This is a genomic window from Noviherbaspirillum sp. (assembly GCF_035254685.1).
Taxonomy (GTDB): Bacteria; Pseudomonadota; Gammaproteobacteria; order Burkholderiales; family Burkholderiaceae_D; genus Noviherbaspirillum.
The window spans coordinates 286171-312297 of record NZ_DATFAI010000020.1 but is presented as its reverse complement, the minus strand read 5'-3'; the positions used below and the strand labels follow the sequence as shown (position 1 = coordinate 312297).

24 protein-coding genes are annotated in these 26127 nt (G+C 61.1%); 12 read left to right on the top strand and 12 right to left on the bottom strand.

Going from position 1 to position 26127, the window contains the following annotated elements; translation table 11 throughout:
- Positions 1–7 precede the first annotated feature (7 nt).
- The gene (locus tag VJ698_RS07280) at positions 8–421 is read right to left on the bottom strand and encodes a YciI family protein (protein WP_324102054.1); all 414 of its coding nucleotides are present in this window, start codon (positions 419–421) and stop codon (positions 8–10) included.
- Positions 422–529: 108 nt separating this feature from the next.
- Entirely contained in the window at positions 530–886 is a 357-nt protein-coding gene (locus VJ698_RS07275) for a YciI family protein (protein WP_324102053.1), read from the bottom strand.
- 330 nt (positions 887–1216) lie between these two features.
- Here VJ698_RS07275 and VJ698_RS07270 point away from each other — a divergent pair, with 330 nt between their 5' ends.
- Positions 1217–3802, top strand: coding sequence for a bifunctional aconitate hydratase 2/2-methylisocitrate dehydratase (locus VJ698_RS07270; RefSeq protein ID WP_324102052.1), 2586 nt, complete (start codon positions 1217–1219; stop codon positions 3800–3802).
- Positions 3803–3959: 157 nt separating this feature from the next.
- Positions 3960–4835 carry a DUF4142 domain-containing protein gene (locus tag VJ698_RS07265; protein ID WP_324102051.1) on the top strand — a complete coding sequence of 292 codons (876 nt, stop codon included), beginning with the start codon at positions 3960–3962 and terminating at the stop codon, positions 4833–4835.
- Positions 4836–4984: 149 nt separating this feature from the next.
- Here the strand turns inward: VJ698_RS07265 and VJ698_RS07260 are convergent, their stop codons facing one another.
- From VJ698_RS07260 to VJ698_RS07240, 5 genes are read right to left on the bottom strand one after another with little or no spacing between them, the layout of a single operon-like run.
- A complete protein-coding gene (locus VJ698_RS07260) occupies positions 4985–6385 on the bottom strand; it encodes a TolC family outer membrane protein (protein ID WP_324102050.1) in 1401 nt (466 codons plus the stop codon).
- A 2-nt stretch (positions 6386–6387) separates the two neighbouring features.
- Positions 6388–6816 carry a thioredoxin TrxC gene (gene trxC, locus VJ698_RS07255; RefSeq protein ID WP_324102049.1) on the bottom strand — a complete coding sequence of 143 codons (429 nt, stop codon included), beginning with the start codon at positions 6814–6816 and terminating at the stop codon, positions 6388–6390.
- 10 nt (positions 6817–6826) lie between these two features.
- A complete protein-coding gene (locus VJ698_RS07250) occupies positions 6827–7036 on the bottom strand; it encodes a DUF2892 domain-containing protein (protein WP_324102048.1) in 210 nt (69 codons plus the stop codon).
- A 2-nt stretch (positions 7037–7038) separates the two neighbouring features.
- Positions 7039–10263 carry an efflux RND transporter permease subunit gene (locus VJ698_RS07245; RefSeq protein WP_324102047.1) on the bottom strand — a complete coding sequence of 1075 codons (3225 nt, stop codon included), beginning with the start codon at positions 10261–10263 and terminating at the stop codon, positions 7039–7041.
- 9 nt (positions 10264–10272) lie between these two features.
- Positions 10273–11310 (bottom strand): efflux RND transporter periplasmic adaptor subunit, encoded by a 1038-nt coding sequence (locus VJ698_RS07240; protein WP_324102046.1) that lies wholly within the window; start codon positions 11308–11310, stop codon positions 10273–10275.
- Between the two features lie 198 nt (positions 11311–11508).
- Here VJ698_RS07240 and VJ698_RS07235 point away from each other — a divergent pair, with 198 nt between their 5' ends.
- The 3 genes from VJ698_RS07235 (at position 11509) to VJ698_RS07225 (ending at position 12524) form a co-directional block, all read left to right on the top strand.
- Positions 11509–11868, top strand: a complete 360-nt coding sequence (locus VJ698_RS07235; RefSeq protein WP_324102045.1) for a metalloregulator ArsR/SmtB family transcription factor — start codon at positions 11509–11511, stop codon at positions 11866–11868.
- A gap of 65 nt (positions 11869–11933) precedes the next feature.
- Entirely contained in the window at positions 11934–12125 is a 192-nt protein-coding gene (locus tag VJ698_RS07230; RefSeq protein ID WP_324102044.1) for a DUF2892 domain-containing protein, read from the top strand.
- 24 nt (positions 12126–12149) lie between these two features.
- Positions 12150–12524, top strand: a complete 375-nt coding sequence (locus VJ698_RS07225; protein WP_324102043.1) for a carboxymuconolactone decarboxylase family protein — start codon at positions 12150–12152, stop codon at positions 12522–12524.
- A gap of 39 nt (positions 12525–12563) precedes the next feature.
- Here the strand turns inward: VJ698_RS07225 and VJ698_RS07220 are convergent, their stop codons facing one another.
- A complete protein-coding gene (locus VJ698_RS07220; protein ID WP_324102042.1) occupies positions 12564–13631 on the bottom strand; it encodes an AI-2E family transporter in 1068 nt (355 codons plus the stop codon).
- A gap of 421 nt (positions 13632–14052) precedes the next feature.
- On the opposite strand from VJ698_RS07220, the gene VJ698_RS07215 reads away from it, so the two are divergent.
- The 6 genes from VJ698_RS07215 (at position 14053) to VJ698_RS07190 (ending at position 19790) form a co-directional block, all read left to right on the top strand.
- Complete coding sequence (locus VJ698_RS07215; RefSeq protein ID WP_324102041.1) at positions 14053–15651, top strand: tetrathionate reductase family octaheme c-type cytochrome; 1599 nt, start codon at positions 14053–14055, stop codon at positions 15649–15651.
- 15 nt (positions 15652–15666) lie between these two features.
- Complete coding sequence (locus VJ698_RS07210) at positions 15667–16296, top strand: cytochrome b/b6 domain-containing protein (protein ID WP_324102040.1); 630 nt, start codon at positions 15667–15669, stop codon at positions 16294–16296.
- 18 nt (positions 16297–16314) lie between these two features.
- Positions 16315–18117, top strand: coding sequence for a DUF3373 domain-containing protein (locus VJ698_RS07205; protein ID WP_324102039.1), 1803 nt, complete (start codon positions 16315–16317; stop codon positions 18115–18117).
- A gap of 49 nt (positions 18118–18166) precedes the next feature.
- Positions 18167–18490, top strand: coding sequence for a hypothetical protein (locus VJ698_RS07200; RefSeq protein ID WP_324102038.1), 324 nt, complete (start codon positions 18167–18169; stop codon positions 18488–18490).
- Between the two features lie 81 nt (positions 18491–18571).
- Positions 18572–18940 (top strand): metalloregulator ArsR/SmtB family transcription factor, encoded by a 369-nt coding sequence (locus VJ698_RS07195; protein WP_324102037.1) that lies wholly within the window; start codon positions 18572–18574, stop codon positions 18938–18940.
- 40 nt (positions 18941–18980) lie between these two features.
- On the top strand, positions 18981–19790 hold the full coding sequence (locus tag VJ698_RS07190) for a TlpA disulfide reductase family protein (protein WP_324102036.1): 810 nt from the start codon (positions 18981–18983) through the stop codon (positions 19788–19790).
- Between the two features lie 204 nt (positions 19791–19994).
- Here VJ698_RS07190 and VJ698_RS07185 read toward each other — a convergent pair whose 3' ends face one another.
- On the bottom strand, positions 19995–21137 hold the full coding sequence (locus VJ698_RS07185; protein ID WP_324102035.1) for a peptidase M48: 1143 nt from the start codon (positions 21135–21137) through the stop codon (positions 19995–19997).
- Between the two features lie 399 nt (positions 21138–21536).
- Between VJ698_RS07185 and pbpG the strand changes: the two genes are divergently transcribed.
- The gene (gene pbpG, locus VJ698_RS07180; RefSeq protein ID WP_324102034.1) at positions 21537–22835 is read left to right on the top strand and encodes a D-alanyl-D-alanine endopeptidase; all 1299 of its coding nucleotides are present in this window, start codon (positions 21537–21539) and stop codon (positions 22833–22835) included.
- 158 nt (positions 22836–22993) lie between these two features.
- On the opposite strand, the gene VJ698_RS07175 is transcribed toward pbpG, so the two are convergent.
- Genes VJ698_RS07175 through VJ698_RS07165 form a run of 3 tightly spaced genes read right to left on the bottom strand, consistent with a single transcriptional unit; the run spans position 22994 to position 26067 of the window.
- Positions 22994–24526 carry a DHA2 family efflux MFS transporter permease subunit gene (locus tag VJ698_RS07175; protein WP_324102033.1) on the bottom strand — a complete coding sequence of 511 codons (1533 nt, stop codon included), beginning with the start codon at positions 24524–24526 and terminating at the stop codon, positions 22994–22996.
- Between the two features lie 9 nt (positions 24527–24535).
- Positions 24536–25612, bottom strand: a complete 1077-nt coding sequence (locus tag VJ698_RS07170; RefSeq protein WP_324102032.1) for an HlyD family secretion protein — start codon at positions 25610–25612, stop codon at positions 24536–24538.
- The gene (locus VJ698_RS07165; RefSeq protein WP_324102031.1) at positions 25609–26067 is read right to left on the bottom strand and encodes a MarR family winged helix-turn-helix transcriptional regulator; all 459 of its coding nucleotides are present in this window, start codon (positions 26065–26067) and stop codon (positions 25609–25611) included. The genes VJ698_RS07170 and VJ698_RS07165 overlap by 4 nt, the downstream gene beginning before the upstream one ends.
- Between the last annotated feature and the right edge of the window lie 60 nt (positions 26068–26127).

Genomic DNA, 26127 nt, shown 5'->3' with positions numbered 1-26127 from the left:
GCGCGCCTCACTGCTGGCCGACGCCGAGCTGGCGGAACTGCTCGACCGCTTCGCTGGGCGGGAAGTCGTCCAGCTCGAACATCTGCCTGACCTCGATATGGGTCTCGACATCCTCGCCGTGCGGGGCCGGGAAGCGCCGCGTCCATTCCAGCGCTTCGTCGCGCGAGCGCACCTGGATGATGGTGTATCCGGCGATAAGCTCCTTGCTCTCGGTGAAAGGTCCGTCCACGACCGCACGCCGCCCGTCCTTGTAATGGACACGCCAGCCCTTCGAACTCGGTTGCAGGCCGGAGGCATCCAGCAGCACGCCGGCCTTGGCAAGTTCTTCGTGGTAGGCGGCCATCTGGGCGATCAGCTTTTCCTCGGGCATGTCACCGGCTTCGGAACGCGGGCTGGCCTTCACAATGATCATGTAGCGCATGTTCGTTTCTCCTTGTCTGTGCGGTCCGCGAAATCGGGCCGTCATGAGTACGACGAACGAAGCCCGGCGAAATCGACAGGCCGGGTGAAAAAATCTCTGCGCCCGGATTCAATGCTCGTAACAGGGCGCAAGGCTGCGCACTTCGACCGTGCACCATTCCGCAGCGGGACATTGCGTCGCGATGTCGACAGCCTCCTCGCGGGTAGCGCAGTCGAGGAGGAAAAATCCGCCGATCATTTCCTTCGCCTCCGCAAACGGGCCGTCCAGCACTCGCGCCTTGCCATCGCGCGCCTGGACACGGGCGGCCGTCGTCAGCGGGCTGAGCGATTCCGCGCCGAGCAGCAGGCCTTTCTCCTGCAGGCCTGCCGCAAAACGCGTCATGCGGGCGTAGGCTTCGCGTCCTTCGGCTTCGCTGCGCGCCTGACGCTGGCCGACGGGTTCGATGATGAGCAACATGTAAGGCATGGCATTTCCCGATTGGCAAGAAAATTCGATTATGGCCCTTGAAACGGGAATTTTTCCAGAATATTCGGAAGGGAGTTTGTCAGACACCAAGGCGCAAGCTTGCCGGTGAATCGCTGTAACGATCGGAATGGGGCGGCGACAGGAAAATTCGCCGGGAACACTATTTCCCGGACGAATTATTATTTTTGCAATGCGATTTGCGCAAATAAAGTCTTCTATCTTATAGAAGACTTGTTCCATCGCAAGTATAATGATGACTGGCCTGCGTCCATTTGCCTCAGCGTGGAACGAGGACACGAGTTTTCCAACAAACCAACTGATCGGAACAACATGTTAGAAGCCTACCGTCAACACGTCGCCGAACGCGCCGCGCTCGGCATCCCGCCGCTGGCCCTGTCCGCAAAACAGACAGAAGAGCTGGTGGCGCTGCTGAAGAACCCGCCTGCTGGCGAGGAAAAGTTCCTGGTCGACCTGCTCACCCACCGTGTTCCCGCCGGTGTGGATGACGCTGCGAAGATCAAGGCCGCGTTCCTGGAAAAAGTCGCCAAGGGCACTGAAACCTGCGCGCTGATTTCGCGCACGACCGCAACCCAGTTGCTCGGCACGATGCTCGGCGGCTTCAACATCAAGCCGATGATCGACCTGCTCAACGACGCCGAAGTGGGCACCGTCGCCGCAGAAGGTCTGAAGAAGACCCTGCTGATGTTCGATTACTTCCACGACGTGAAGGAACTGGCCGACAAGGGCAGCGCCAACGCCAAGGGCGTGATCCAGTCCTGGGCCGACGCAGAGTGGTTCACCTCCCGTCCGGAAGTCCCGCAGAGCCTGACGCTCACCGTGTTCAAGGTCACCGGCGAAACCAACACCGACGACCTGTCGCCCGCACCGGATGCCACCACCCGTCCGGATATCCCGATGCACGCGCTGGCCATGCTGAAGAACCCGCGTCCGGGCATCAATGCCGACGAACCGGGCAAGGTTGGCCCCGTCAAGCAGATTGAAGCGCTGAAGGCCAAGGGCAACCTGGTCGCCTATGTCGGCGACGTGGTCGGCACCGGTTCTTCCCGCAAGTCCGCGACCAACTCCGTGCTGTGGTTCACCGGCGAAGACATTCCCTTCATCCCGAACAAGCGTTTCGGCGGCGTCTGCCTCGGCAACAAGATCGCTCCGATTTTCTACAACACGATGGAAGATGCCGGCGCACTGCCGATCGAACTCGACGTGTCCAAGATGGACATGGGCGACGTGATCGAACTGCGTCCGTTCGAAGGCAAGGCACTGAAGAATGGCGAAGTTATCGCTGAATTCAAGGTCAAGTCCGACGTGCTGTTCGACGAAGTGCGCGCCGGCGGCCGCATTCCGCTGATCATCGGCCGCGGCCTGACCGCAAAGGCGCGCGAAGCGCTCGGCCTGGCTCCGTCCACGCTGTTCCGCCTGCCGCAAAACCCGGCCGATACCCACAAGGGCTTCACGCTGGCGCAGAAGATGGTCGGCCGCGCCTGCGGTCTGCCGGAAGGCACGGGCATCCGCCCGGGCACCTACTGCGAACCGAAGATGACCACGGTTGGCTCGCAAGACACCACCGGTCCGATGACCCGCGACGAACTGAAGGATCTGGCCTGCCTCGGCTTCTCCGCCGACCTGGTGATGCAATCCTTCTGCCATACCGCCGCTTATCCGAAGCTGGTGGACGTGAAGATGCACCGCGAACTGCCGACCTTCATCGCCAACCGCGGCGGCGTCTCGCTGCGTCCTGGCGACGGCGTGATCCACTCCTGGCTGAACCGTCTGCTGTTGCCCGACACCGTCGGCACCGGCGGCGACTCGCACACGCGTTTCCCGATCGGCATTTCCTTCCCGGCAGGTTCCGGCCTGGTCGCGTTCGCGGCTGCCACCGGCGTGATGCCGCTCGACATGCCGGAATCGGTGCTGGTGCGCTTCAAGGGCGACCTGCAACCGGGCGTCACGCTGCGTGACCTGGTCAACGCGATCCCGCTGTACGCGATCAAGCAAGGCCTGCTGACCGTCGAGAAGAAGGGCAAGAAGAACATCTTCTCCGGCCGCATCCTCGAAATCGAAGGCCTGCCGAAGCTGAAGGTCGAACAGGCATTCGAGCTGTCCGACGCATCGGCCGAGCGTTCCGCCGCTGCCTGCACGGTCCACCTCGACAAGGAGCCGATTACCGAGTACATGAACTCGAACATCACCCTGATGAAGTGGATGATCGCGAACGGCTACCAGGACAAGCGCACGCTGGAGCGCCGCATCAAGGCGATGGAAGCCTGGATCGCGAACCCGCAGCTGCTCAAGGCCGACGCCGACGCCGAATACGCCGCAGTGATCGAGATCGACCTGGCCGACATCAAGGAACCGATCGTGGCCTGCCCGAACGACCCGGACGATGTGAAGACCCTGGCCGACGTCGCTGGCGACAAGATCGACGAAGTGTTCGTCGGTTCGTGCATGACCAACATCGGCCACTTCCGCGCTGCGTCCAAGCTCCTCGAAGGCAAGACCGACCTTCCGGTCCGCCTGTGGATCGCTCCGCCGACCAAGATGGACCAGCAAGTGCTGACCTCCGAAGGCCACTACGGCAACCTCGGTCGTGCCGGTGCTCGCATGGAATTGCCGGGCTGCTCGCTGTGCATGGGTAACCAGGCACAGATCCGCAAGGGTTCCACCGCGATGTCGACTTCGACGCGCAACTTCCCGAACCGTCTCGGCCTCGATACCCGCGTCTATCTCGGCTCCGCCGAACTGGCCGCAGTGTGCGCGATGCTGGGCAAGATCCCGACGAAGGAAGAGTACATGGCGAATATCGGCGTAATCGACAAGAACGCGTCGAACATCTACAAGTACATGAACTTCGACCAGATCGACGAATTCCGCGAAGTGGCGGATACCGTCAAGGTCTGACGCTGACTGCTCGCTCCGCGCAAAGAAACATGCGCGGAACGGCAAGAGTGCAAGGCAGGGCTCGTGATACGGGCCCTGCCTTTTTTTGTGCCTCGTCTGCAGAATCTGTCGGTTGGCGTTTCGCCCGCACCGAGCGCCAAGTGGCTGATGTATATGTGTGAACAGTGATGACGAGGCGCATTTTTCGGGTGGTTTTTCCTGGAACAGCATTTTTTTCTCTCTGCCCCCACCAATTCTGCTGCCGAGCCCTTTTTGTTTCCGCGGAGCCCAACTGGCACACGCCGTCGCTGCAACCAGCTCTGGCAAAAACGGTCACACATTTCCTTCGGGGCGGGCGGCGTGCCTGTTCCGCTTCCACTTTGCACAGGAGAATGTGATGGCCCATGTCAATCCTATCCAGCTTCAAAAATTCCTCAAGGGAGTCGATTATCCGGCGAACAAACAGGCATTGATCGATAACGCAAAGAGCCTGGGTGCCGATGAAAACGTCTGTTCCACCCTTGAGCAATTGCCCGACGAAGACTTCCTGACGCCTGCAGACGTCAGCCAGGCATTTGGAAAGTTGTCCGATACCGGGGAGAAAAGGGCACCGTCTACCGGGACTGGAGGCAATGAATTTCTTGCGCAGGCAACACAGGATTCGCTGGCGGAAATCGAACTCTGCGAACTCGCCCTGCAGAAGTCATCCAATGATCAGGTGAAAGTGTTCGCACAGCAGATGATCGATGAACACAGCCAGATGGGACGCGAGATCGAGCAGCTGGCATCACGCAAAAAAATCGACCTGCCGAAGAAGGTGTCCTCGGAGGACAAGTCATCGACCGCCGAAATGGCCAAGCTCAACGGTCAGGATTTCGACCGACAGTTCATCGAGCACAACGTGAAAGACCACGAAAAGGACATCAAGGTCTTCAGGCACTATGCCGAACAGGAGCAGGACGCGGATATCAGGTCATTGGCAGAGAAGGGCGTCAAGATGCTCACCCACCATCTCAATATGGCGAAGGGCATCGAGAAAAAACTGCCGACTTAAGCGTCAGCGCAACAGAGTATGCCGACGGATGCGAGGCATCCACGGCAGAAAAACCCTCATCCACGGAAAACACTCGGCGTGCCCCACGAACGGCACGGAAAACCACCATTGATTTCTGTGTCTTCCGTGCTTTCCGTGGACATCCTGATCTACCGTTGTGTCGTAGCGCCTTGGATTGTACGGCTCACTGACGTCAGTTCGTTCTCGTCAAGATTCCCCGCCAGCGCAGCAAGCCGCAGGTGGTCCATCACGAGCGCGACGCGTGCCTGCAGTAGTGCGAGTTCAGCGGCGGTCGTGTCGCTTTCTGCATTGAGCAAATTGAGCGTGGTACGGTCGCCGACCTCGCGGCCGAGGCGTGTTGCGTCGAGCCGGGCCCGGCTGGCCTTGAGCGCCTGCTCCAGGGCCGCCACGCGGCTGCCTCCGGTCGTGATGCCCAGCCATGCGGAGCGGGTCTGCAGCGCGATCTGCTGGCGCAGGTGGTCGCCATCGGCACGCGCCTTGTCGACCATGCGCAATGCCTCTTCATGCTTCGCGCTGCGATAGCCGCCGGTGAACAATGGAATGTTGAGCTGCACGCCGATCATTCGGTTGCTGCTGGTGTTCTCCGCGCTGCCGTAGTCGCCGCTGCCATGCAGCCGGTCACGACCCATCTGGGCGACCAGGTCTACTGATGGCGCGCCGGCGGCGCTGTGCTTCGCTGCTTCCTCTTCGGCCACGTCCTGGCTCTTTGCCTGCATGCGCAAGGCGGGGTTATTCTGGTCTGCCGCCTTGAGCCAGTGGTCGAGCGGCAGCAGCCCCTGCGGTGCGGGAGTGGCATCCGGCTGCATCAGCGCCATGCTGTCCGGTGCGATGCCGGTCAGGTCGGTGAGCGCGATCTGCCTGATCTGCAAATCGGTTTCCGCGGCGAGGACTTGCGCCTTGACTGTCTCGGCGCGCGCCTGCGCCTCGTGCGTATCCGTGACTGGCGAGGAGCCGAGCTTGTAGCGGTCACGGGCTTCGTTGAACGTGCGTTCGACAGCCTTGTCTTGTTGCCGCAGCAACCGCAGGTTTTCCGACGCCACGACCACGTCGAAATAGCGTTCCGCCACGCGCAGCATCAGCGACTGGCGGGCATTCTGCCATTCCGCTTCCGCCACATCGGCCGACAGGGACAGCTGCCGGCTCTGCGCCAGCCGCTCGCGGCTGAGCAAGGGCTGCTTCGCCGACAGCGTGTAGCGCGTCATGGTGCCGGTGTCGATGGAGGTGTCGAAATTCACGCCGTTGGACTGCCCGAAGCCCGGCGCCGCGAACTGCGCCCCGGTCGTGTGGGTGTCGTTGCTCATCTTGCCAGCCGTCGCGCTCAGCATGACGGAGGGACGCCACAAGGCACGCGCCTGCTCGCGACGTGCATCGCCCGCTTGGTGCGCGGCCTGTGCTGCGGCAAACTCACGGTCGTGCTGCTGTGCGGCCTGCCATGCCTCTTGCAGCGTCGTCGCATGCGCGACCTGCGAGGCCACCAGCAAAAGCGCCGATAACAGGACGGAAGGCAGGGCAGGAGATGCGGACTTCATGATCAGCCTTTCTCAAAATGGCTGCGCACCCATCCGATCAGTTCCTGTGCCGGGACGGCGCCCGACAGGCGGTCGATCTCGCGCCCGCCGCTGAACAGGATCAGGGTAGGGATGCTGCGTATGCCGTAAGCCATGCTGGCACGCTGGCAGGCTTCAGTATCCACCTTGGCGAAGCGCACGCCGGGCATCTGGCGCGCGGCGGCGGCGAACTGCGGCGCCATCATCTTGCAGGGGCCGCACCAGTCGGCCCAGAAATCGACCATCACCGGCAGCTCCGTCTTCGCCACAAAGGCCGGCAGGGTGGCGTCGGTGAGGTTGACCGGCTCGGCAGCCATCAGCGCTGTACCGCATTTGCCGCACACCGGATTGTCCTGCAGTCGCTCCTCGGGCACGCGATTGACGGCCGCGCATGCCGGACAGACGAGATGCATGTTGTCCTCCTCAGCAACCTTGCTGGATGCCCAGTTTGCGCAGGATGGTCTCCAGCATGCACCACTTGGTAAAGCCGCTCTGCAGCAGGTTGGCGCCGACGAAGGCGGTGAACGCGAGCCACCACTGGCTGACGAAGAGCGGGCTGCCGGGAATGCCCAGGGCCAGCGACAGCAGGATGAAAGTGCCGGCGATGATGCGAACCAGTTGCCAGGTAGTCATGGTCAAGCTCCTTGTTGGGTAATGAAGGTCAAACGATTGCGATAGGCAATGAAGTACAGCAGGGGAATCACCACCAGCGTCAGCATGGTGGAGACCAGGATGCCGAAGATCAGCGAGATTGCCAGCCCGTTGAAGATCGGATCATCCAGGATAAAGAACGCGCCCAGCATTGCCGCCAGTCCGGTCAGCATGATGGGCTGCGCACGCGTGACCGCCGAGTTGACGACGGCGTCCTTGAACGGCATGCCTGCGCGCACCTGCAGGTTGATGAAGTCCACCAGCAGGATGGAATTGCGCACGATGATGCCGGCCAGCGCGATCATGCCGATCATGCTGGTTGCCGTGTACTGCGCACCGAGCAGCGCATGGCCGGGCATCACGCCGATGATGGTCAGCGGGATCGGCGCCATGATGATGAGCGGCGTCAGGTAGGATCCGAACTGTGCGACCACCAGCAGGTAGATCAGGATCAGGCCGACCGCATAGGCAGCACCCATGTCGCGGAAGGTCTCGTAGGTGATCTGCCATTCGCCGTCCCACTTGGCGGCATAGCCGCGGTAGGGATCGTCCGGTTGTCGGATGAAGTACTCAGTCATCTTGTTGCCGGACGGCGTACTGAGTGCATTCAGTTCCGAACGCATTTCGAACATGCCGTACAAGGGGCTGTCCACCTTGCCCGCCATGTCGCCGACCACATAGTTCACCGGCAGCAGGTCCTTGTGATAGACCGGCTGCTCGCGCACGGTATCGCTCTTCGTCACCAGCTCGCGGATCGGCACCAGCTTGCCGGAGGCGGATCGAACCGACAGTTGCAGCAGCGCGTCGAGGTCGCCCTGACGGTCGGCCGGCAGCTGCAGCGTGGCCGCGGCAGGGTACTTGCTGTCATCATGCAGATAGATGGTCGATTCGCCGGCCAGCCCCGCGCGCAGCGTGCTGACGATGGCCTGCTGCGGCACGCCGAGCAGCGCGGCCTTGCGACGGTCCACCAGCAGGAGTGTCTTCGGCGCAGCGGCAATGCTGCTGTCATCGATATCGACCACGCCTTGCGTCTTCGCGAAGATCGCGCGCACTGCCTTGGCCATCTGCTGGCGTCCCACGGCTTCGGGGCCGTAGATCTCCGCAACGATCGGCGAAAGTACCGGCGGTCCCGGCGGGACTTCCACGACCTTCACGTTTGCCCCGAAACGCTTCCCTATCTGCTGCAGCGGCGGGCGCAGGCGCGTGGCGATGGCATGGCTCTGTTCATCGCGATGATGCTTGTCCACGAGGTTGACCTGGATGTCGCCGACGTCGCCGCCCGCGCGCAGGTAGTACTGGCGTACGAGCCCGTTGAAGTTGATCGGCGCCGCGGTGCCGGCGTACGCCTGGTAGTCGGTCACCTCCGGGACGGTGGCGAGGTAGGCGCCGAGTTCATGCAGGACAGCAGCGGTCTGTTCGACCGGGGTGCCCGCGGGCATGTCGACCACCACCTGGAACTCCGACTTGTTATCGAAGGGCAGCATCTTGAGCAGCACCAGGCCGGCGACCGGCAATGCCATCGAGAGCGCGATCAGGCCGGCGACACCGAGGCCGAGCAGGCGGCGGTTGCGCTTTCCGCGCACGTCGTCAAGGAAGGGACGGAAGATGCGCTTGAATACCGGCGCGAGGCGTGCAGAGAGGCCGTGGTGCGCGGCCTCGTCGCCGGAACCACCGTGCACCGGTTTCATCCAGATCCGTGCCAGCCATGGTGTGATCGCGAATGCGATCGCCAGCGAGAGCAGCATGCCCATGCTCGCATTGATCGGGATCGGGCTCATGTACGGCCCCATCAGGCCGCTCACGAATGCCATTGGCAGCAGCGCCGCAATCACGGTCAGCGTGGCGAGAATGGTCGGGCCGCCAACTTCATCGACCGCCTTCGGAATGATTTCCAGCAGCGGCTTGCCCGGTTCCAGCTGCTGGTGCCGGTGGATGTTCTCGACGACGACGATGGCATCGTCCACGAGAATGCCGATGGAGAAGATCAATGCGAACAACGACACCCGGTTCAGCGTGAACCCCCAAGCCCAGGAAGCGAACAGCGTTACGGTGAGCGTCAGGATCACGGCCGTGCCGACGATCGCGGCCTCGCGCCTGCCAAGCGCGAAGAACACCAGCGCCACCACCGACAGCGTGGCGAAGAGCAGCTTCTGGATCAGCTTCTGCGCCTTGTCATTGGCCGTCGCGCCGTAATTGCGGGTTTCGGCGACCTGCACATCGGCAGGAATGACCGTGTTCTTCAGCACATCGACGCGGCGCATCAGCGCATTGGCGACGTCGATGGCGTTCTCACCCGGCTTCTTGGTGACGGCGATGCTCACCGCCGGATATTCGCCACCGTTCTTGCCAGCGATGCCATGCCAGACATAGTGCGCGGCGGGCAGCGGGCCATCCCGGACGGTGGCGACGTCCTGCAGGTAGACCGGCTTGCCGTCGTGCGCCGCGACCACCAGTTCGCCGACCTCGCGCGCATCCTTAAGGAAAGGTCCGGATTCGACGGCGACCGAGCGGTTGCCCGACAACAGCTCGCCGACCGGCAGGCCGAGATTGGCCGCTTGCAGTGCCATGCGCAGGTCGGACACGGTCACGCCGGAACCGGTCATGCGCGCCGGGTCGAGTTCAACCAGTACCGCACGGCCAGGGCCGCCGATGGTCGTGACTTCGCGCGTGCCCGGGACGCGCTTGAGATCGGCTTCGATGCTATGCGCCACGCGTTCAAGATCGTAGGCGCCGGTAGCGGTGTTCTTGCTGAAGAGCGTGAGGGTGACAATGGGAACATCGTCGATGCCCTTGGGCTTGATGAGCGGTTCGAGCACGCCCAATCCCTTGGGCAGCCAATCGGCGTTCGCATGCACGGTGTCGTACAGGCGCACCAGCGCTTCGGTGCGCGGCACGCCGACCTTGAACTGCACCGTCAGCACCGCGATGCCGGGTCGCGAAACGGACATCACATGTTCGACACCGGCGATCTGCGACAGAACCTGCTCGGCGGGCGTGGATACCATCTGCTCCACGTCGCCCACGGAGGCGCCGGGGAAGGGGATCAGCACGTTGGCCATGGTGACGTTGATCTGCGGTTCTTCTTCGCGCGGCGTGACCATGATGGCGAAGGCGCCGAGCAGCAGTGCTGCCAGCGCGAGCAGCGGCGTGATGCGCGCGTTCTGGAAGAAGGCTGCGATGCGCCCGGAGATGCCGAGTTGCGTGTTCATCGTCGCTCCTTAGCGCGAGCGCGCCGCTGCCTGCGGATCGAGGACGACCCGCTCACCGGCAGCGACACCGCTCAGGATCTCGATGCGCTCGCCTTCCACGCGCCCGGTTCGCACCTGGCGCAGTATCGCCTGTCCCTTCGCGTCGATGACGTACAGCCCTGTCATTTCAGCACGGCGCACGACGGCGGAAGACGGTACGTAGAGACGGCCCGAACCAGCGCCCTGCGAGGGCAGCCATACGCGTGCAAACATGCCCGGCGTAACACCCTTCACGTCAGCCGGAAGATCGACGCGCACTTGCGCTGAATGCGTACCGGCATCGATGGTCGGCAGCACCTGCAACTGCGGGATGGTCATCCATTGGCGATCGGCCGGCAGGCCGGGCAATTCGACCTTGACAGGCTGTCCGGCAGCGACGCGCGCCAGCGCGGTCTGCGGCACGGAGGCGGTCACGCGCAGGGCGGTCGGCGCGTAGATGGTCAGTAGTGGGCGGCCGGGCATGGCCATGTCGCCGAGCGACACGGGCACGTCGGCAATGACGCCCGCATAGGGCGCCTTGACGGTGTAGAAACCGGACTGGATGCTGGCGGCGCTGGCCTGCGCGATCTGCGCCCTGAGCTGCGCGGAGGTGGCGCGATACTGCGATTCCGCACGTTCGAACGCCGCCTGGCTGATGTATTCCTTCTTGTAGAGCTGCTGCTGGCGCTGAAAATCCTTGGTCGCGAGTTCGAGCGCGGCACGCGCGGCCTGAACCTGCGCTTCGCTTGCCGCGCTGTTCTGCGCGGCGGCGCGAGCGTCGATGCGCACCAGGACCTGGCCTTCCTTCACGACATCGCCAGCCTTGACGGGCAGGGCAATGATGGCGCCCGGTACCTGCGAGGCCATCACAGTCTGACGCACGGCTTCCACCACGCCGTCATAGGGCGCGGCTTCAGCCGTCCCGGCGGACTGGACGGTGGCCGTCGGCAAGCCGTCCTGCGCTCCGGCCCAGGCAGCCGGGGCAAGCGCTGTCGCGATCACGATGCCGTACAGGATTTTCCTCAACATTTCTCTCTCCCAATGCATTTGCCGCAAACGCCGTTCGAGTCGAATAGAGACGATGTACGCTCGATTGGCATTTGAATTTCACTGTGCTATTATGTAACCGTTTAATTAAATACGCAAGTACCTTAATGAGCAATTATGTGTACAGCAATCGGTGAGTGAGGCACAATGACGAACTTTGAATGTTCATTGGTACCGCATATGGAAGATCTACCTCTGGAAGCACTAGACCAGGTGGCGGCCTATTTCCAGGCCCTGTCGGAGCCCACCCGGTTGCGCATCCTGAGCCTGCTGAGAAGCAGCGAGCGCAACGTCGGCGAGCTGGCGGAGTTGTGCGAATACACGTCGGCGAACATTTCGCGCCACCTTGCGATTCTCAGCAAGCATGGACTGGTTGCACGCGAGAATCGCGGCACCAGCGTCTATTATCGGATCGCCGATGAATCGGTTTACAAGCTGTGCGACCTCGTGTGCGGCAGCATCGCACGCCAGTTCGAACAGCACGCCCGCGAGCATCAGCCGTTCGTGCAGACCGTGGCGAAATCAAGATCGCGGCGCTGACATTGCCTGCCAGAAGTGCCGCCGCGCAGATTGATCGTGTGTTTTTTACCTGAGGGAGCAAGTGAATGAATGCAAATGTTGGTGGTATCGATCGTGCACTGCGTGTTGTGCTCGGAGCTGGCCTGATCGGCGCGAGCCTGCTGGGCGCCATCGGCCCATGGGGCTGGATCGGCGTGGTTCCCCTCGCCACCGGACTGTTCGGCTTCTGCCCGGCCTACCTGCCGTTCGGCCTGCGCACCTGCCGCATGAAGAAATAAGCATCTGCGCGAGAGGAAAAATCCATGAGCACATTTCCGCCCAACTACAAGGAACTGACCCAGTCGGTATCGAAAAACCTCGCCACCTTGCGTGCGGACATTCCGGACACGATGAAGGGATTCAGCGAACTGGCGCGCGCGGCGTCGCGTGATGGCGCGCTCGACAAGAAGACGAAGGAACTGATCGCGCTGGCGCTTGGCATCGCGGCGCATTGCGATGCCTGCATCGGTTTCCACATGCAGGCGCTGGTGCGGCTCGGTGCGACCAAAGCGGAAGTCGAGGAAGCCTTGGGCATGGCCGTCTACATGGGCGGCGGTCCGTCGCTGATGTATTCCGCCAATGCCATCGCTGCCTTCGAAGAATTTTCGAACGAGGCACAAGCACAACAGGCTGCATGACCCACGCAAGGTGCCTCCGAGCGCCTTGCCATCCCGCCATTACACCGGGTCGTCCGGTGGCGTTCCCCTTTCAGTGGAGAACAGGTCCCAGGCCGCGATGAACAGTGCGGCGATCACCGGGCCGATGACGAATCCATGCAGGCCGAACGTGGCCATCCCGCCGAGGGTCGACACCAGGACGACGTAATCCGGCATCTGCGTATCCTTGCCGACGAGAACCGGGCGCAGCACATTGTCCACCAACCCGATCACGAGCACGCCGAAGGCGAGCATGATGAGTCCTTGCAGGATCTCGCCCGTGACCAGTAAATAGATCGCGACCGGGCCCCATACCATGGCAGTGCCTACCGCCGGCAGCAGCGACAGGAAGGCCATCACCGTGCCCCACAGCAGCGGCGCCTGGATGCCGAGGAACCAGAACATGATTCCGCCGAACGCGCCCTGCACGATGGCGACCACGATGTTTCCCTTCACGGTGGCACGGATCACCGTCGTGAACTTGCTGAAGAAATAGCGTTTCGTGTCCGTGCCGAGGGGGATGGCCTGCCTGATGCGCGCCGTGAGATCACGGCCGTCGCGCAGCAGGAAGTACATCACGTACAGCATGATGCCGAAGCTGACGATGAATTCGAATGTGTTCTGGCCGACATTCAGCGCCTGCGTCGCAATGAGCTGGCTGCCCTGCATCATCACCGCAGACAGTTTCTTCTGGATCGAAGTGATGTCACCCATGTCGAACCGGTCGAGAAGGCTGGTTATCCATGGCGGCAATGCGCTGATGACCTGCTGGAAGTAGGCGCCGTAATCGAGCTTCCCGGAATGCATTTGCTGATAAATCGCATTTGCTTCGCGCGCGAGCACTGCGGTGACGAGCGCGAGGGGAAAGATAACGATGATCAGGAAGAGCAGCAGGGTGGTGAGTGCGGCGAGATTGCGTCTCTGACGCATGCTGGTCAGCAATTGCCGGTAAAGCGGCTCGAACAGGATCGCAATGACTGCCGCCCAGAACAAGGCGCCATAAAACGGCCAGAGTATCCAGCCGAATGCCAGGGTGACGATGGTCAGCAGCAAAAGGTAGGTCTTCTGGTGCAGTTCCGGATGGTTCATCGATATCCCTTGGTGACGTAAGCCGGCATGGCCTTTCTCTCCCTGTGTTCAGTCGCAGCGGACATGCTCTTGTTCACCCTAAATGAAACGACATTGTTCTTCAACAATATCTCATGATTCGGTCAGAGGGGACATGCACAGGATCATAGGGCCTGTGCCGAAAGAAAAAGCGACTGGAGCGCATGTTTCTGCAGCGGCATCGGGCTCGGCCTTGCCATCTGCAGGGTTCTCTCACCGGATGAGCCCCCTCAAAGCCCGCGATATTTCGTGCATGAATATCACGTATTCGAAATAAAAATTTCCGTATACCTCCTTTCCTTTCCATAGTTAGCATAACTACATAACTAATTGCGCACGAAGGCATTGAAAACAGGCACCTTCGGGCATCGACGCGCAGTCCGGCTTTTTAGAGGGGAAAGTCATGCGTATTCGAGCACTTACGGTCGCGACCGGCCTTGCGATGTTTATCACACTGGCCCAGGCGGCAAGCGGACTGGCATCGAAATTATCGACGTCGACCGCCGATCACAGCAAGTTCACCGCGCTTCAGCAAGACTTCAAGTCCGGTCCGGAGGTCACCCGGGCATGCCTGACTTGCCATACCGAAGCGGCAAAACAGGTTCACGCCACCCAGCACTGGAAGTGGGAATACCGGAATCCGGGAACCAGGCAGGTACTGGGAAAGCGCCACATCATCAACAATTTCTGCACCTCCGCGCAATCCAACCTCGCATCATGCGCCTCATGTCACATTGGTTACGGCATGAAGGATGGCAATTTCGATTTCACCTCCGAGGAAAACGTCGACTGCCTGGTCTGCCATGACAATACGGGCAAGTACAAGAAGCCGGGCGGCCTTGCAGGGAACGTCGTTACACGGGACACCGAATTTCCTCCTGGCTCCGGCAAGATCATCAAGGGCCTTGACCTGAAGCAGATTGCGCAGCGCGTCGGAAACACCCGGCGTGAGACGTGCGGAGCCTGCCATTTCTACGGCGGCGGCGGTGACGGCGTGAAGCACGGCGACCTTGACAGCTCGCTGGAAGCGCCAGGCAAGGTGCTCGACGTCCACATGGACCGGAAAGGCAACAATTTCACCTGCGCCACCTGCCACAAGACGGAAGCGCACCAGGTGCCCGGCAGCCGGTATGCACCCACCGCGATGGACAAGGAGGGCACGCGTCCGCGCGGCAAGACCGGCCACGCCGGCCTCACGACATGCCAGTCCTGTCATGGGCAGGCGCCGCATGAAAAGGATGCGAAGCTCAACGATCACACCGACAAGATCGCCTGCCAGACCTGCCATATCCCGTCGTTCGCGCGCGGCGGCGTTCCCACCAAGCTTTCCTGGGACTGGTCGACCGCAGGCAAGCGTGGCAAGGACGGCAAGCCGCTGGTTGTCAAGAATGACGACGGTTACGACACCTACATGGGGATCAAGGGCGATTTCGTCTGGGGTGAGGACGTGAAGCCGGAATACATTTGGTTCAACGGCACGGTGAAGTACACGCTGCCGGGTGACAGGATTGAGAAGACCAGCGAACCGGTGCAGGTCAACCGGTTTGAAGGCAGCCCGGCCGACGGCAAGTCGATGATCTGGCCGGTCAAGGTATTCCGCGGCAAACAGGCGTATGACCCGGTCAACAAGACCCTGGTCGTGACACACCTGGCCGGCAATGACGACACCGCCTACTGGACCAACCTGGACTGGGAAAAGGCCGTGTCCGCCGGTATGGCAGCCGTCAACGCGCCGTTCTCGGGCAAGGTCGACTTTATCCGCACGGAGAGCACCTGGCCGATCACCCACATGGTCGCACCGAAGGGAAGTGCGCTCAGCTGCGTCGACTGCCATGCAACGGGCGGACGGCTTGAGAACATCAGCGGCATTTACATCCCTGGCCGTGCTCGCGACCACGCAGGCTGGCTCGATGGCGTCGGCTGGGCCATCGCGGCGCTGGCGCTCGCAGGCGTACTGCTCCACGGACTTGGCCGGATCGTCGCATTCATGCGCAGGAAATAAAGGGAGAAAACCATCATGACACGCATTTACCTGTTCAAACGCTTCGAGCGGTTCTGGCATTGGGCACAGGCGGCACTCATCGGCCTGATGCTGCTGACCGGCTTCGAAATCCACGGCGTGTATGCCCTTGCAGGATGGGACAAGGCTGTCAATCTGCATTCGACCGCCGCATGGGCACTGATGACGCTGTGGCTGTTTGCGATCTTCTGGCACTTCACGACCGGCGAATGGCGGCAGTACATCCCGACCATGCGCAAAGTCGGCGCCATGATGCAGTACTACCTGCACGGCATCTTCACCGGCGCACCCCATCCGTACGACGTCACCGCGGAACAGAAGCACAATCCGCTGCAAAGGCTGGTCTATCTCAAGGTCAAGATGCTCATCCTTCCCATGGTTGGCGCGAGCGGATTGCTCTACCTGTTCTACAACGAGGCCGGCAAGTCGGGCATTGCGGTGCTCTCCGGGCTCAGCTTGGGCACGATCGCGCTGGTGCACACCGCGGCCGCCTTCCTGACGCTTGTTTTCCTGATCGTCCACATGTACCTCGCCACGGCCGGGCACACGCCGCTCGCGCATATCAAGGCAATGATCACCGGCTGGCATGAACTCGAAGAGCACGCTCAATCGCAACCGGTCGAATGACCGCAGAGGGAGAAGAAAATGAAACACGCCATGTCCAAACGGGTGCTGGCAGCGTTGATATCGGGATTGGCATTTCCGTCGTTCGCGGCGGGCGTGGCCGACGCCGATCTCCTGAAGAAGATCGAGGCGCTGTCAAGCGAACTGGAGCAGTTAAAGAAACAAGTGCAGCAGAATGAGGAAAAAGCGGCGGCGCGGACCGCGGACGCTGTGCAGATCGAGGAGCTGAAGAGCCAGATCAAAAAGGTGGAAGACAAGTCGATTGGCAAATGGCTCACCGTCGGTGGCGATTACCGCTTCCGGGTGGATTCGCTGCGTGGCCAAACGAAGGCGTTCACCGATGTCAACGCGACCTTTGCGAATGCGCAGCAGAAACTGCAGGCGGACTTCTTCAACAATCCGTCCACCGCCGCCGGTTCGTCGAGTTATTTCGGTGCACCTGCCGCGGGCGGCATGTCCACCGCCGGCGCGCTGGGAGCGCTGATGGGCTTCTCGCAAGCGATAAATGCGGTGAAGACGCATGACCAGGCTGTGGCATTCGTTTCCAATCCGCAGAACGCGGGCCTGATCCAAGGCATCGGCGCATTCGCGGTTCCTGTGCCAAGCTACAAGCCGGACAACGCCACGCTCTACACCAACCGCTTCGGTCTCGACCTCAACGCCAAGGCCACGCAGGACGTGAGCGTGAACGCGCGCATGGTGATGTACAAAGTATTCGGCGCGCAGGATGAAGGCGCGCTGACCAACGGCGCGGCTGCCCCGTATTTCGCGGACCGCGTCGGCGTATTCGACGGTACGCTCGGGCACATCCCGTCCACCAGCTATCTGAATGTCGACCGTGCCTATGGCACATGGAGCAATATCGGCGACCAGGACATCTGGTTCTCGGTCGGTCGCCGCCCGTCCACCAACGGCTATCCCAGCAACCTCAAGCAGAATACCGCCGGCCCTGGCAAGGGCGGCACGCCTTCGCTGCTGGTCGATTATGCATTCGACGGCATGACCCTCGGATGGGCACCCGATATCGAATCCCTGCCGGGTGCCTACGCCAAGCTTTGCTACGGACGCGGCTATGAAAGCGGCTTCCGCTCCACGCCGGCCAATGCGATCTCCGACACCGACATGCTCGGGATTTCAGTCGTTCCGATCGATACGGACAAGCTGCGGGCCTGGTTGCAGTGGAACCGCGGATTCAATATTTTCGACGCTCCGACGATGCGCGACACATACTTCGGCAACACCGTACCGAAAACCAATCTCGGCGACATCGACTGGTTCGGCGGCGGCGCAATGGGCAAGCTCAAGAAAGTGGGGTCAGGCGACCTGAACTGGTTCGCGGACGTGGCAACGAGCATCACCCATCCCAACCAGAACGTGTCCGCGCAGTTCGGCTTCCAGGGCCTGCTGACCGGTGCGTTCTTCGCACCGGAGGCAGCGTCCAGCAAGACCGGCTGGGCATTCGCCACAGGGCTGCGCTATGACCTGCCGAGCAGGACCAAGATCGGCCTCGAGTACAACCACGGTTCGAAGAACTGGATCACCTTCGCGCCTGCAGCCGATGACATGTGGACCACCAAGGTCGGCACACGCGGCAATGTGTACGAAACCTATCTGATCCAGGAACTAGACCGCCGCCCGATCTCATCCTTCTTCAGCAAGGCCTTCTTCCGCGTCGGCTTCCAGTATTACGACTTTGAATACACCGGCAGCAACAACTGGGTCGGTGCCCCGGTCAAGATTTCCGACGTGAGGGGGCAGATGATGACCATGACGCCACTGGAAAAAGCCTACAACCTGTACGCCACCTTCGAGGTGAAGTTCTGAAAACCGTCCCATTAACCTGAACAACTGTCTGTAACCCAAAGGAATTGCCATGAAAACCCATCTATCGCGCATCATCCTCTCCACCCTGCTCGCCGCCAGTGCATTTGCGCTTGTGCCACCCGCCATGGCTCAGACGGCCACCGTGGTGGGCCCGGTCACGAAGATCAAGCTTGCCGCCGACGGCAAGTCGGCGGTGGCCACTCTCAAGGACAACAAGACCGGTGAATCGGTCAACGTCGATGTCAACGACGACTTGACCCTCGACAAGTTCAAGGACAAGCGGATCGTGGAGGGTGACGAAATCCGCGCCAAGTTTGACAAGGAGGGCGGCAAAAACCATAGCAAGTTCTTCAAGAAGACCGCAGGGTGCTAAGGGAATTTGCACTAACGTTTGCAATTTGCCGCCAATTTTGATTACATATGAGTCTCTCAAACCGGCGAAGACAATGATTTAATGGACAAGAATATTGGGCAGGACCAGATGAATGCCTTGTTCGAGGAGGTATCGCATTACTTCTCCTTGCTCTCGGAACCTACTCGTCTAAAGATCCTGCATGCCTTGTGCGACGGTGAACGTCCGGTCGGCGAGATCGTGCAGCACGTCGAATCGACCCAGGCGAACATCTCGCGCCAGCTCAACATGCTGTATCGCTACGGGGTGTTGGCGCGGCGCAAGGAAGGCACGCAGGTCTACTACCGGATCAAGGATCAGAGCACGGTCGATCTGTGCCGCGAGGTGTGCGGCAAGATCGGGAAGGAACTCGAAGGCCGGCAAACGCTGGACAAAAGCGCACTTGCCCGGTTCATGGCAGGCAAGGGATGAGACTTCGGGGTGCGTCCCCTGACCTCATCGTCACTTCTTCATGACCTCCCTCCACCTGGGCCCGCTGGCGCTCCCGATGACGTCCGTCATCATGATCGCCTCCCTCATCCTTACGTTCTGGCTCGGTAACTGGATCGCCCGCAAGCAGGGCGTGAACGTCGAAATTTCGCTCTGGCTGGTACTTGGCGCGGGTCTCGTCGCAGGGCGAGGCGCATTCCTGCTTGCTTACTGGAAGAACTATGCCGGCAATCCGTGGACCATCCTTGATGTGCGGGACGGTGGGTTCAGCATCCTTGCCGGGCTCGCCGGGGCACTGATTGCGGCAGTACTACTTTTCCGCCTGCGCAAGGCGGCCCGGAAACCGCTGGCCATTGCCCTGTTTGCAGGTTTGTCCATGTGGGCAGGCGGCACGGCGCTGCTACTCGCATCATCCATGCAGGGACGCTTGCCGGAGGTGGAACTGGCAGGACTGGATGGCAAGCCGCTAAAGTTGGTTTCTCTTTCCGGCAAACCGATAGTCATCAATCTGTGGGCGACCTGGTGCCCACCATGCCGGCGAGAAATGCCGGTTCTGCGCGATGCACAGCAGGCGAATCCGGATGTGGTTTTCGTCTTCGCCAACCAGGGCGAGCCGCGCGAGGCGGTGAAAGAATTCCTCAATGCCACGGGACTGACGCTTGGCAATGTCATGCTGGACCGGAACGGCGCCGTGGCGAAGCAAACCGGCGCGTCAGCGATGCCGACGACGCTGGTGTTCGATTCCGACGGAAGACTCGTCGCTTCGCGCGTTGGCGAAGTGTCGGCGGCAAAGCTGGCACAACTGCTGGAAGCGGGCCGCAAAGGCCGTTGAAGCGCGCCTGAGCCATGCTTGTGGAGTGCATCGTTCGCCACTCTTCCGAATGGTGACAAACAGGATCAGGGTGTATCTCCCGGCCCTCATTTCCGCGATCCAATACTTACACCTTCACAGCTCCGGACAAGAGGGGATTTCAGGACCTCGGCGTCATGAACGCCAGGCGGCCCTCATGCAGTCGTGAAAAAAAATCTGCATGCATCAGGGCACCAGCGGAAGTCCGCTTGCCATCTTTGATTCGACATCCCGTATTGCCTGTTCCAGCGCACTCAGCCGCAACGCAACGGGAGGCTGGGCAGGCACAGTATCGCCGCGGCCCCCGCTGCCCCCGTCGGTCGCGCCCATCGCCAGGTGCTGCCAGAAAGCCTGAAAGCCTTCAATGCCGAAGCCGGCGCGAGCGAGCATGTAGAGCGCCAGCTTTGCGGTATCGGCGTCCACATCGGATGCGTACGACCGCGCCGCGTCGAGCACATCTGCCGGGAAGCCGCCTGACGTGGCGCCGGCGTCGATGGCATGCAGGTGATCGATGAGATCCCGCGTTTCGGCGCGATACGTCGTCATGGTTTCATTGCGTGCGATTTCCCTCGCAAGAACGTAAGCAAGCTCTTCATCAGACTGCACGAAATCGAGCATGCCGCGCGTCACCATCACCCGGTGGCCATCGGCAAGCGCGATCGGCTCCGCAGTGTTTCCGAGATCGATCGCCATGGCGCACGCGGGCGTCAGGGGAACATCGACTGCGATGCGCTGGCCGTCACGCCGAATCACCAGGTGCAGGCTCGTCCTGCTGCGCATCTCGGAACCGATCAACTCTGCCGCCGCGCTCTCCGCGTTCGGCCCTGCCGGCACCGGCTCGATTTCGACGGCGAGGAGTGCATCGCCCTTGCGCAACCCGGCCTGCTCCGCGCCGCTCCCCGGAAGCACGGTCATGATCTGCAATTCGTCGCCCAATCCGAGCGCGGACCTGGCCGCATCGATGAACGCATCGGAATAGGAAAACATGTTCTTCGCGGTAAATCCGAGAACCTGCCGGGCGTGTCGAGGGCACAGCTCCGTGTTTTTGATCAGCAAGGGTGCTGCAACCTCGTAGATGCGCCGTTGCTGCTCGACCCAGGTGCGCAATGCTGCTGTCTTGTCGAACTCGTGGGGTGTTTGCTCCGGAGGCGCTGCTTGCGGCGCGGACTGCAGAGCGGGCACTTCATGATCGACAGCCGGTGACGGCGCTTGAGCAAGCGCTACGGTCACCCGTGCTGCAGGTGGCGAATGAGCGGCGGATGGCTCGGCGACAGGTGCCAATGCGCAGGATGAGAGCAGGGCGGCAGAAAGCAATGCCAGCGTTGCCATGCCTGCTGCGTGGAGCACGCGTCGTGGCATGCACCATGGCATGCGTGATGGCGTACGCGGTGAGCCCGGAGATCGCAGTGTCGAGTACATAGAACAGAAAGCATGCACCTGAAAAATTAGGGGAAACTTAGGGACTCTGCATTGCTCCTGCACCATTTTTCCGACGGTTAAGTTTCCCCTAAGTGTCCTGGTGCAATATTGTGCTTGTTCATCCCGGGCACAGCTCGATGATCCCCATCGGCCCGCAGGATCGGGCGTTCATGACGGACACTCGTCCTGCAGGCCTTTCTTTCCTGTTGCTGCGACTTCGCCGGAAGTCCCGCAATTTCTGAGCTGGTTTCGTGTGCGCGACGCGGCGTGCAGCCCGTCCGACTGGTACGCGGATACCAGAACGAAAGAATGATTGCACCTGATATCTCTATCTATGAATGGATGTGGGCAAGCGGCGGATTCGCTCTGGCCTTCATCACACGCCTCCGGCTCAAATCCTTCCCTGTCCGTCAACTGCATCGTCTCGAAGGTCAGAACGCGTTGTTGACTATGATGCATCAGCGGTTCATGACGTCACGAATGCACCGAACAAAAATGCAGCAGGCGGGCAGGCTTGTGCTTGCGATCGTGCTGATGTCGCTGCACCTCACGTTTTTCATATCGTCAGCCTGGGCGAGCGAGGGCGGGAAGACGTCGTCGGCAAGAAAATCCGCATCGCACAAAGGGCATGCCGCAGAAGGACGACGACATGTTCGCAATGCAAGGGCAATTCCACGAGGGCCATCAAGCCGGCATGCCAAGGCAACGGCAGTCCCGCGAAAAAAGGCTGCGGCGAAGAAGCATGCGCTTCGGCGCTCGCGACGGGTGGCACTGGCGCATGCGCCAAAGTCGACATCGACACGAACCACCCTGACTGCGGAATCTGGCGAGCCGCAACGGCCATCTTCGAATGAAAACCGCCTTGACCTGCTTTCAAACGCGGTGCTGGTGTGGGATCCGTCCACCTCCAGCGTGCTGTTCGAAAAGAACGCGAACGCAGTGCAGCCGATCGCATCCATCAGCAAGCTGATGACGGCAATGGTCGTGGTCGAGGCGCGCCAGGACATGGACGAAGTGCTGGAAGTAACGGCCGATGATATCGACCAGATCAAGCGAACTTCGTCGCGACTGCGCGTCGGCTCACGGCTCACCCGCGCCGATATGCTGCACATCGCGCTCATGAGTTCGGAAAATCGCGCAGCCTCGGCGCTCGGGCGCAACTACCCGGGCGGCCTGAAAGCATTCGTGGCGGCCATGAATGCCAAGGCGACGGAGCTTGGCATGAACGACACGCATTACGTCGAGCCGACCGGGCTCTCCAGCGAGAACGTGTCGAGTGCGCGCGATCTTGCCAGGCTCGTGATGGCGGCGCAGAAGTACCCCATCATTCGTGAATATTCCACCAACCGTGAATATGAAGTCCAGCCGGGCGGTCCCTCGCTGCAATACCGGAACTCCAATCACCTGGTCGCCAATCCCGGCTGGGACATCGTCCTGCAGAAAACGGGCTACATTTCCGAAGCGGGTCGCTGCCTTGTCATGCAAACCATGATCCGGGGCCGGGCCATCGTGATGGTCTTCCTTGATGCAAAGGGCAAGCATGGCCGTGCGGCGGATGCGGGTCGCGTGCGCCGATGGCTTGAATCCTTCCGCGTGCCGCAGATGTGAGCTGGCTTCGTCTGACTGGTTAACTGGACGATTTTTGTCCACGAAAAACACTCGGCGTGCCCCACGAAGAACACGAAAATGTTTTGGGTTTTCGAGGGACGTCTAGAAAACTCTATGTGAGGGGAAAATGCGTTCTCACAAATCGTTCGGACACCCTCTTAATCGAGCGCGGCGTGCACTTCTCCCGGCGCTTTCTTCAATGGCGTTTTAAGAAGGAAGATCAGGGGCAGGGCGGCGAGCGTGATCCACATCATCAGACGGAAATCCTGCAGGTAGGCGAGCGTCGCAGCCTGTTTTGTCACTTCAGCATTGATCATGGCAAGCCCCTGCGCGGAATTAAGGTTGACCGCGCCGGATTCGGCGGCCTGCCGCAAGGCGAGGCTGAACGGATTGATGTAATCCGCCAGCGCCGCATGGTTGGCCTGCAGGTTCTGCGACAGCATGGTGATCACCACCGAAATGCCGATGCTGCTGCCGATGTTGCGCACCAGGCTGAACAGAGATGTGCCCTCGTTGCGGTAACGCGGCGCCAATGTCGAGAAAGTGATGGTCGACAGCGGCACGAAGATGAAGCCGAGCCCCAGCCCCTGGGTGATACCGGTGCGTACCACGTCCCAGCCAGTGATGTCCGTATTGAAATGCGTCATTTCCCAGAGCGAGAGACTGGTCAGCATCAATCCGAGGAAGATCTTGTAGCGCACATCGACCTTGCCGGACAGTTTGCCGACCACCATCATCGCGATCATGGTGCCCACGCCGCGCGGTGCCAGCAGGTAGCCGACATCGATCACCGGATAGCCCATCAGGTTCTGCAGGAAGGGCGGCAACAGGGCCATCGTCGCCAGCAGGATGATGCCGATGATGAAAATGAAAATCAGCCCGACGCTGAAGTTGCGGTCCTTGAACAGCGAGGGCTCGATGAACGGATGCTCGTCGGTGAAGATGTGCGCAACGAATAGATAAAAGCACAAGCCGGCAAGCATCGCTTCAATCACCACTTCGCGGCTCGAGAACCAGTCGAGCGATTCGCCGCGGTCGAGCATCATCTGCAGTGCGCCGATGCTGATGCTGAGGAACGCAAAACCGAGCAGATCGAAGCGGCGCGAGCGGTCGATCTCGGTTTCGCGCACATAGGCAGCAAGGCCGGACCATGCTAGCAGGCCGAAAGGCAGGTTGATGTAGAACACCCAGCGCCAGTTATAGTACTCGGTCAGCCAGCCGCCAAGCGTCGGGCCGAGAATGGGACCGACCATCACGCCCACGCCCCATAGCGCCATCGCCGAGCCATGCTGCTCACGCGGATAGGTGTCAAGCAGCACCGATTGCGACAACGGCACCAGGCTCGCGCCGAACACGCCCTGCAGCAGGCGGAACAGCACGATCTGCGTCAGGCTCTGCGCCGCGCCGCACATCATGGAGGCAATCGTGAATCCAACCACGGCCCACATGAAAATCCGCTTGCGGCCGAAGCGTGCGGTAAGGAAGCCGGTGAGCGGCATGAAGATGGCCGCCGCCACGATATAGGAAGTGAGCACCCAGGAAATCTGGTCCTGGGTCGCGCTCATGCTGCCTTGCATGTGCGGCAGCGCCACGTTGGCGATCGTTGTATCCAGCGCTTGCATGATCGTGGCGAGCATCACGGAAACCGTGACGAGGCCGCGATGTGCGTCTTCGGGATGGCCTGCGTTCATGCTTCCTTCTTACAGCGAAAAGCCGAACAGGCGGCGACGGTGCCCAGTGTCGATTTCCACGGTGGTGGACAATCCGGCGCGCAGTTGCGGCAGGTTCGGCCTGGTGTCGAGCCGGATGCGCAGAGGCACGCGCTGCGCGATTTTTACCCAGTTGCCGGTCGCGTTCTGCGCCGGGATGATGGAGAATTCGGCCCCGGTGGCGGGACTCAGGCTTTCGACCACGCCGCTCCATTCGGCATCCGGATAAGTATCGACGTGAATGGTAACCAGCTGCCCCGGCACGACGTTCGTCAGGTCGGTCTCGGTAAAGTTGGCCTCGATCCACAGGTTGTTGCTTGCCACCAGCGCCATGGCGGTGCTGCCGGCGGCGACATACTGGCCAGGCTTGGGCGGCTTGCTGACCACGCCGGGCAGCGGGGCGCGCACTTCGATGCGCGTGAGGTCGAGCCTGGCCTGCTGCAGTTCCGCCTGCGCGGCGAGGTAGCTAGGATGCTGTTCCACCGGCGCGTCCACGCTGCCGCCGAGGGTTTCGGCGATGCGCTTGAGGTCCTGCTCGAGCGTGGTGATCTGTTGCGCGGCAATGTCCGCGTTTTCCCTGGCCTCGTCGAGCCTGGCCGGCGAGATGAAGTTGCGCGCGGCCAGGTCAGCCTGCCGCCGCTGTTCCTTCAGCGCGAACGCATGTTTGGTGCGGGCGAGTGCGATTTCCGCCTGCTTCTGGCGATAACTTGCCTTGAGGGCGGCGAGGTCGGTGCGCACCTGCGCCAGTTTTGCTTCGGACTTGGCCACCGTGACCCGGAACGATGCAGGATCGAGGCGGAACAGGATCTGGCCTGCCGCGACTTTCTGATTTTCGTCGACCAGCACTTCCTTCACCGCACCGGAGACTTCAGCGCTCACCGGAATCTTGTCCGCCTTGACATAGGCGTTGTCGGTTTCGACAAAGCGGCCACCTTTCATGTAGAAGGCGAGGCCGATGACGGCAGCAGTCAGCGGAATGACCACCAGCAGCAGCAAACGCTTCATGCGCAGCTTGCGCGAGCGGGCCGCCGCCAGGGCGTGCTGATCGGCTTGAATATCTTGAGTCATTGTTCATTCCCTCCTTGGCTGTTGCGGGAATGCGCGAGGAGGTTGTTGCGCATCCTGTTCAGGGTAGCGAGGACAAGGGCCGCATTCTCCGGCTCAATATTGCGCAGGACATCGGCACGGACCTTGGCGACGACTTCACGAATCGCCTGGAGGCGGGTTGTTGCGGCAGGGGTGACGTGCAGGCGGTAGACGCGGCGATCGGACGGATCGCTGCGCCGCTCGACCAGGCCCTCCTGATGCAGATGGTCGATCAGGCGGGCGAGCGTGATCGGTTGCACTTCGAGCAATCCGGCGAGGTCGACTTGCCGTATTCCTTCATGACGCGCCACATAAAGCAGCGCCCTGGCCTGAGCAAGTGTGAGACTGCTTGCGCCGGTGCGTTGCTGGTATGCCTGGCGCATGAGGCGTGAAAGATCGGCAATCAGGAAACCGAAACTGTCTTGGGGAAGGTCCATGAAATTTCTCAATTACAACTTGTAAGCAGAGCTTATTATAAGCCAAGCGCTGTTGATGCT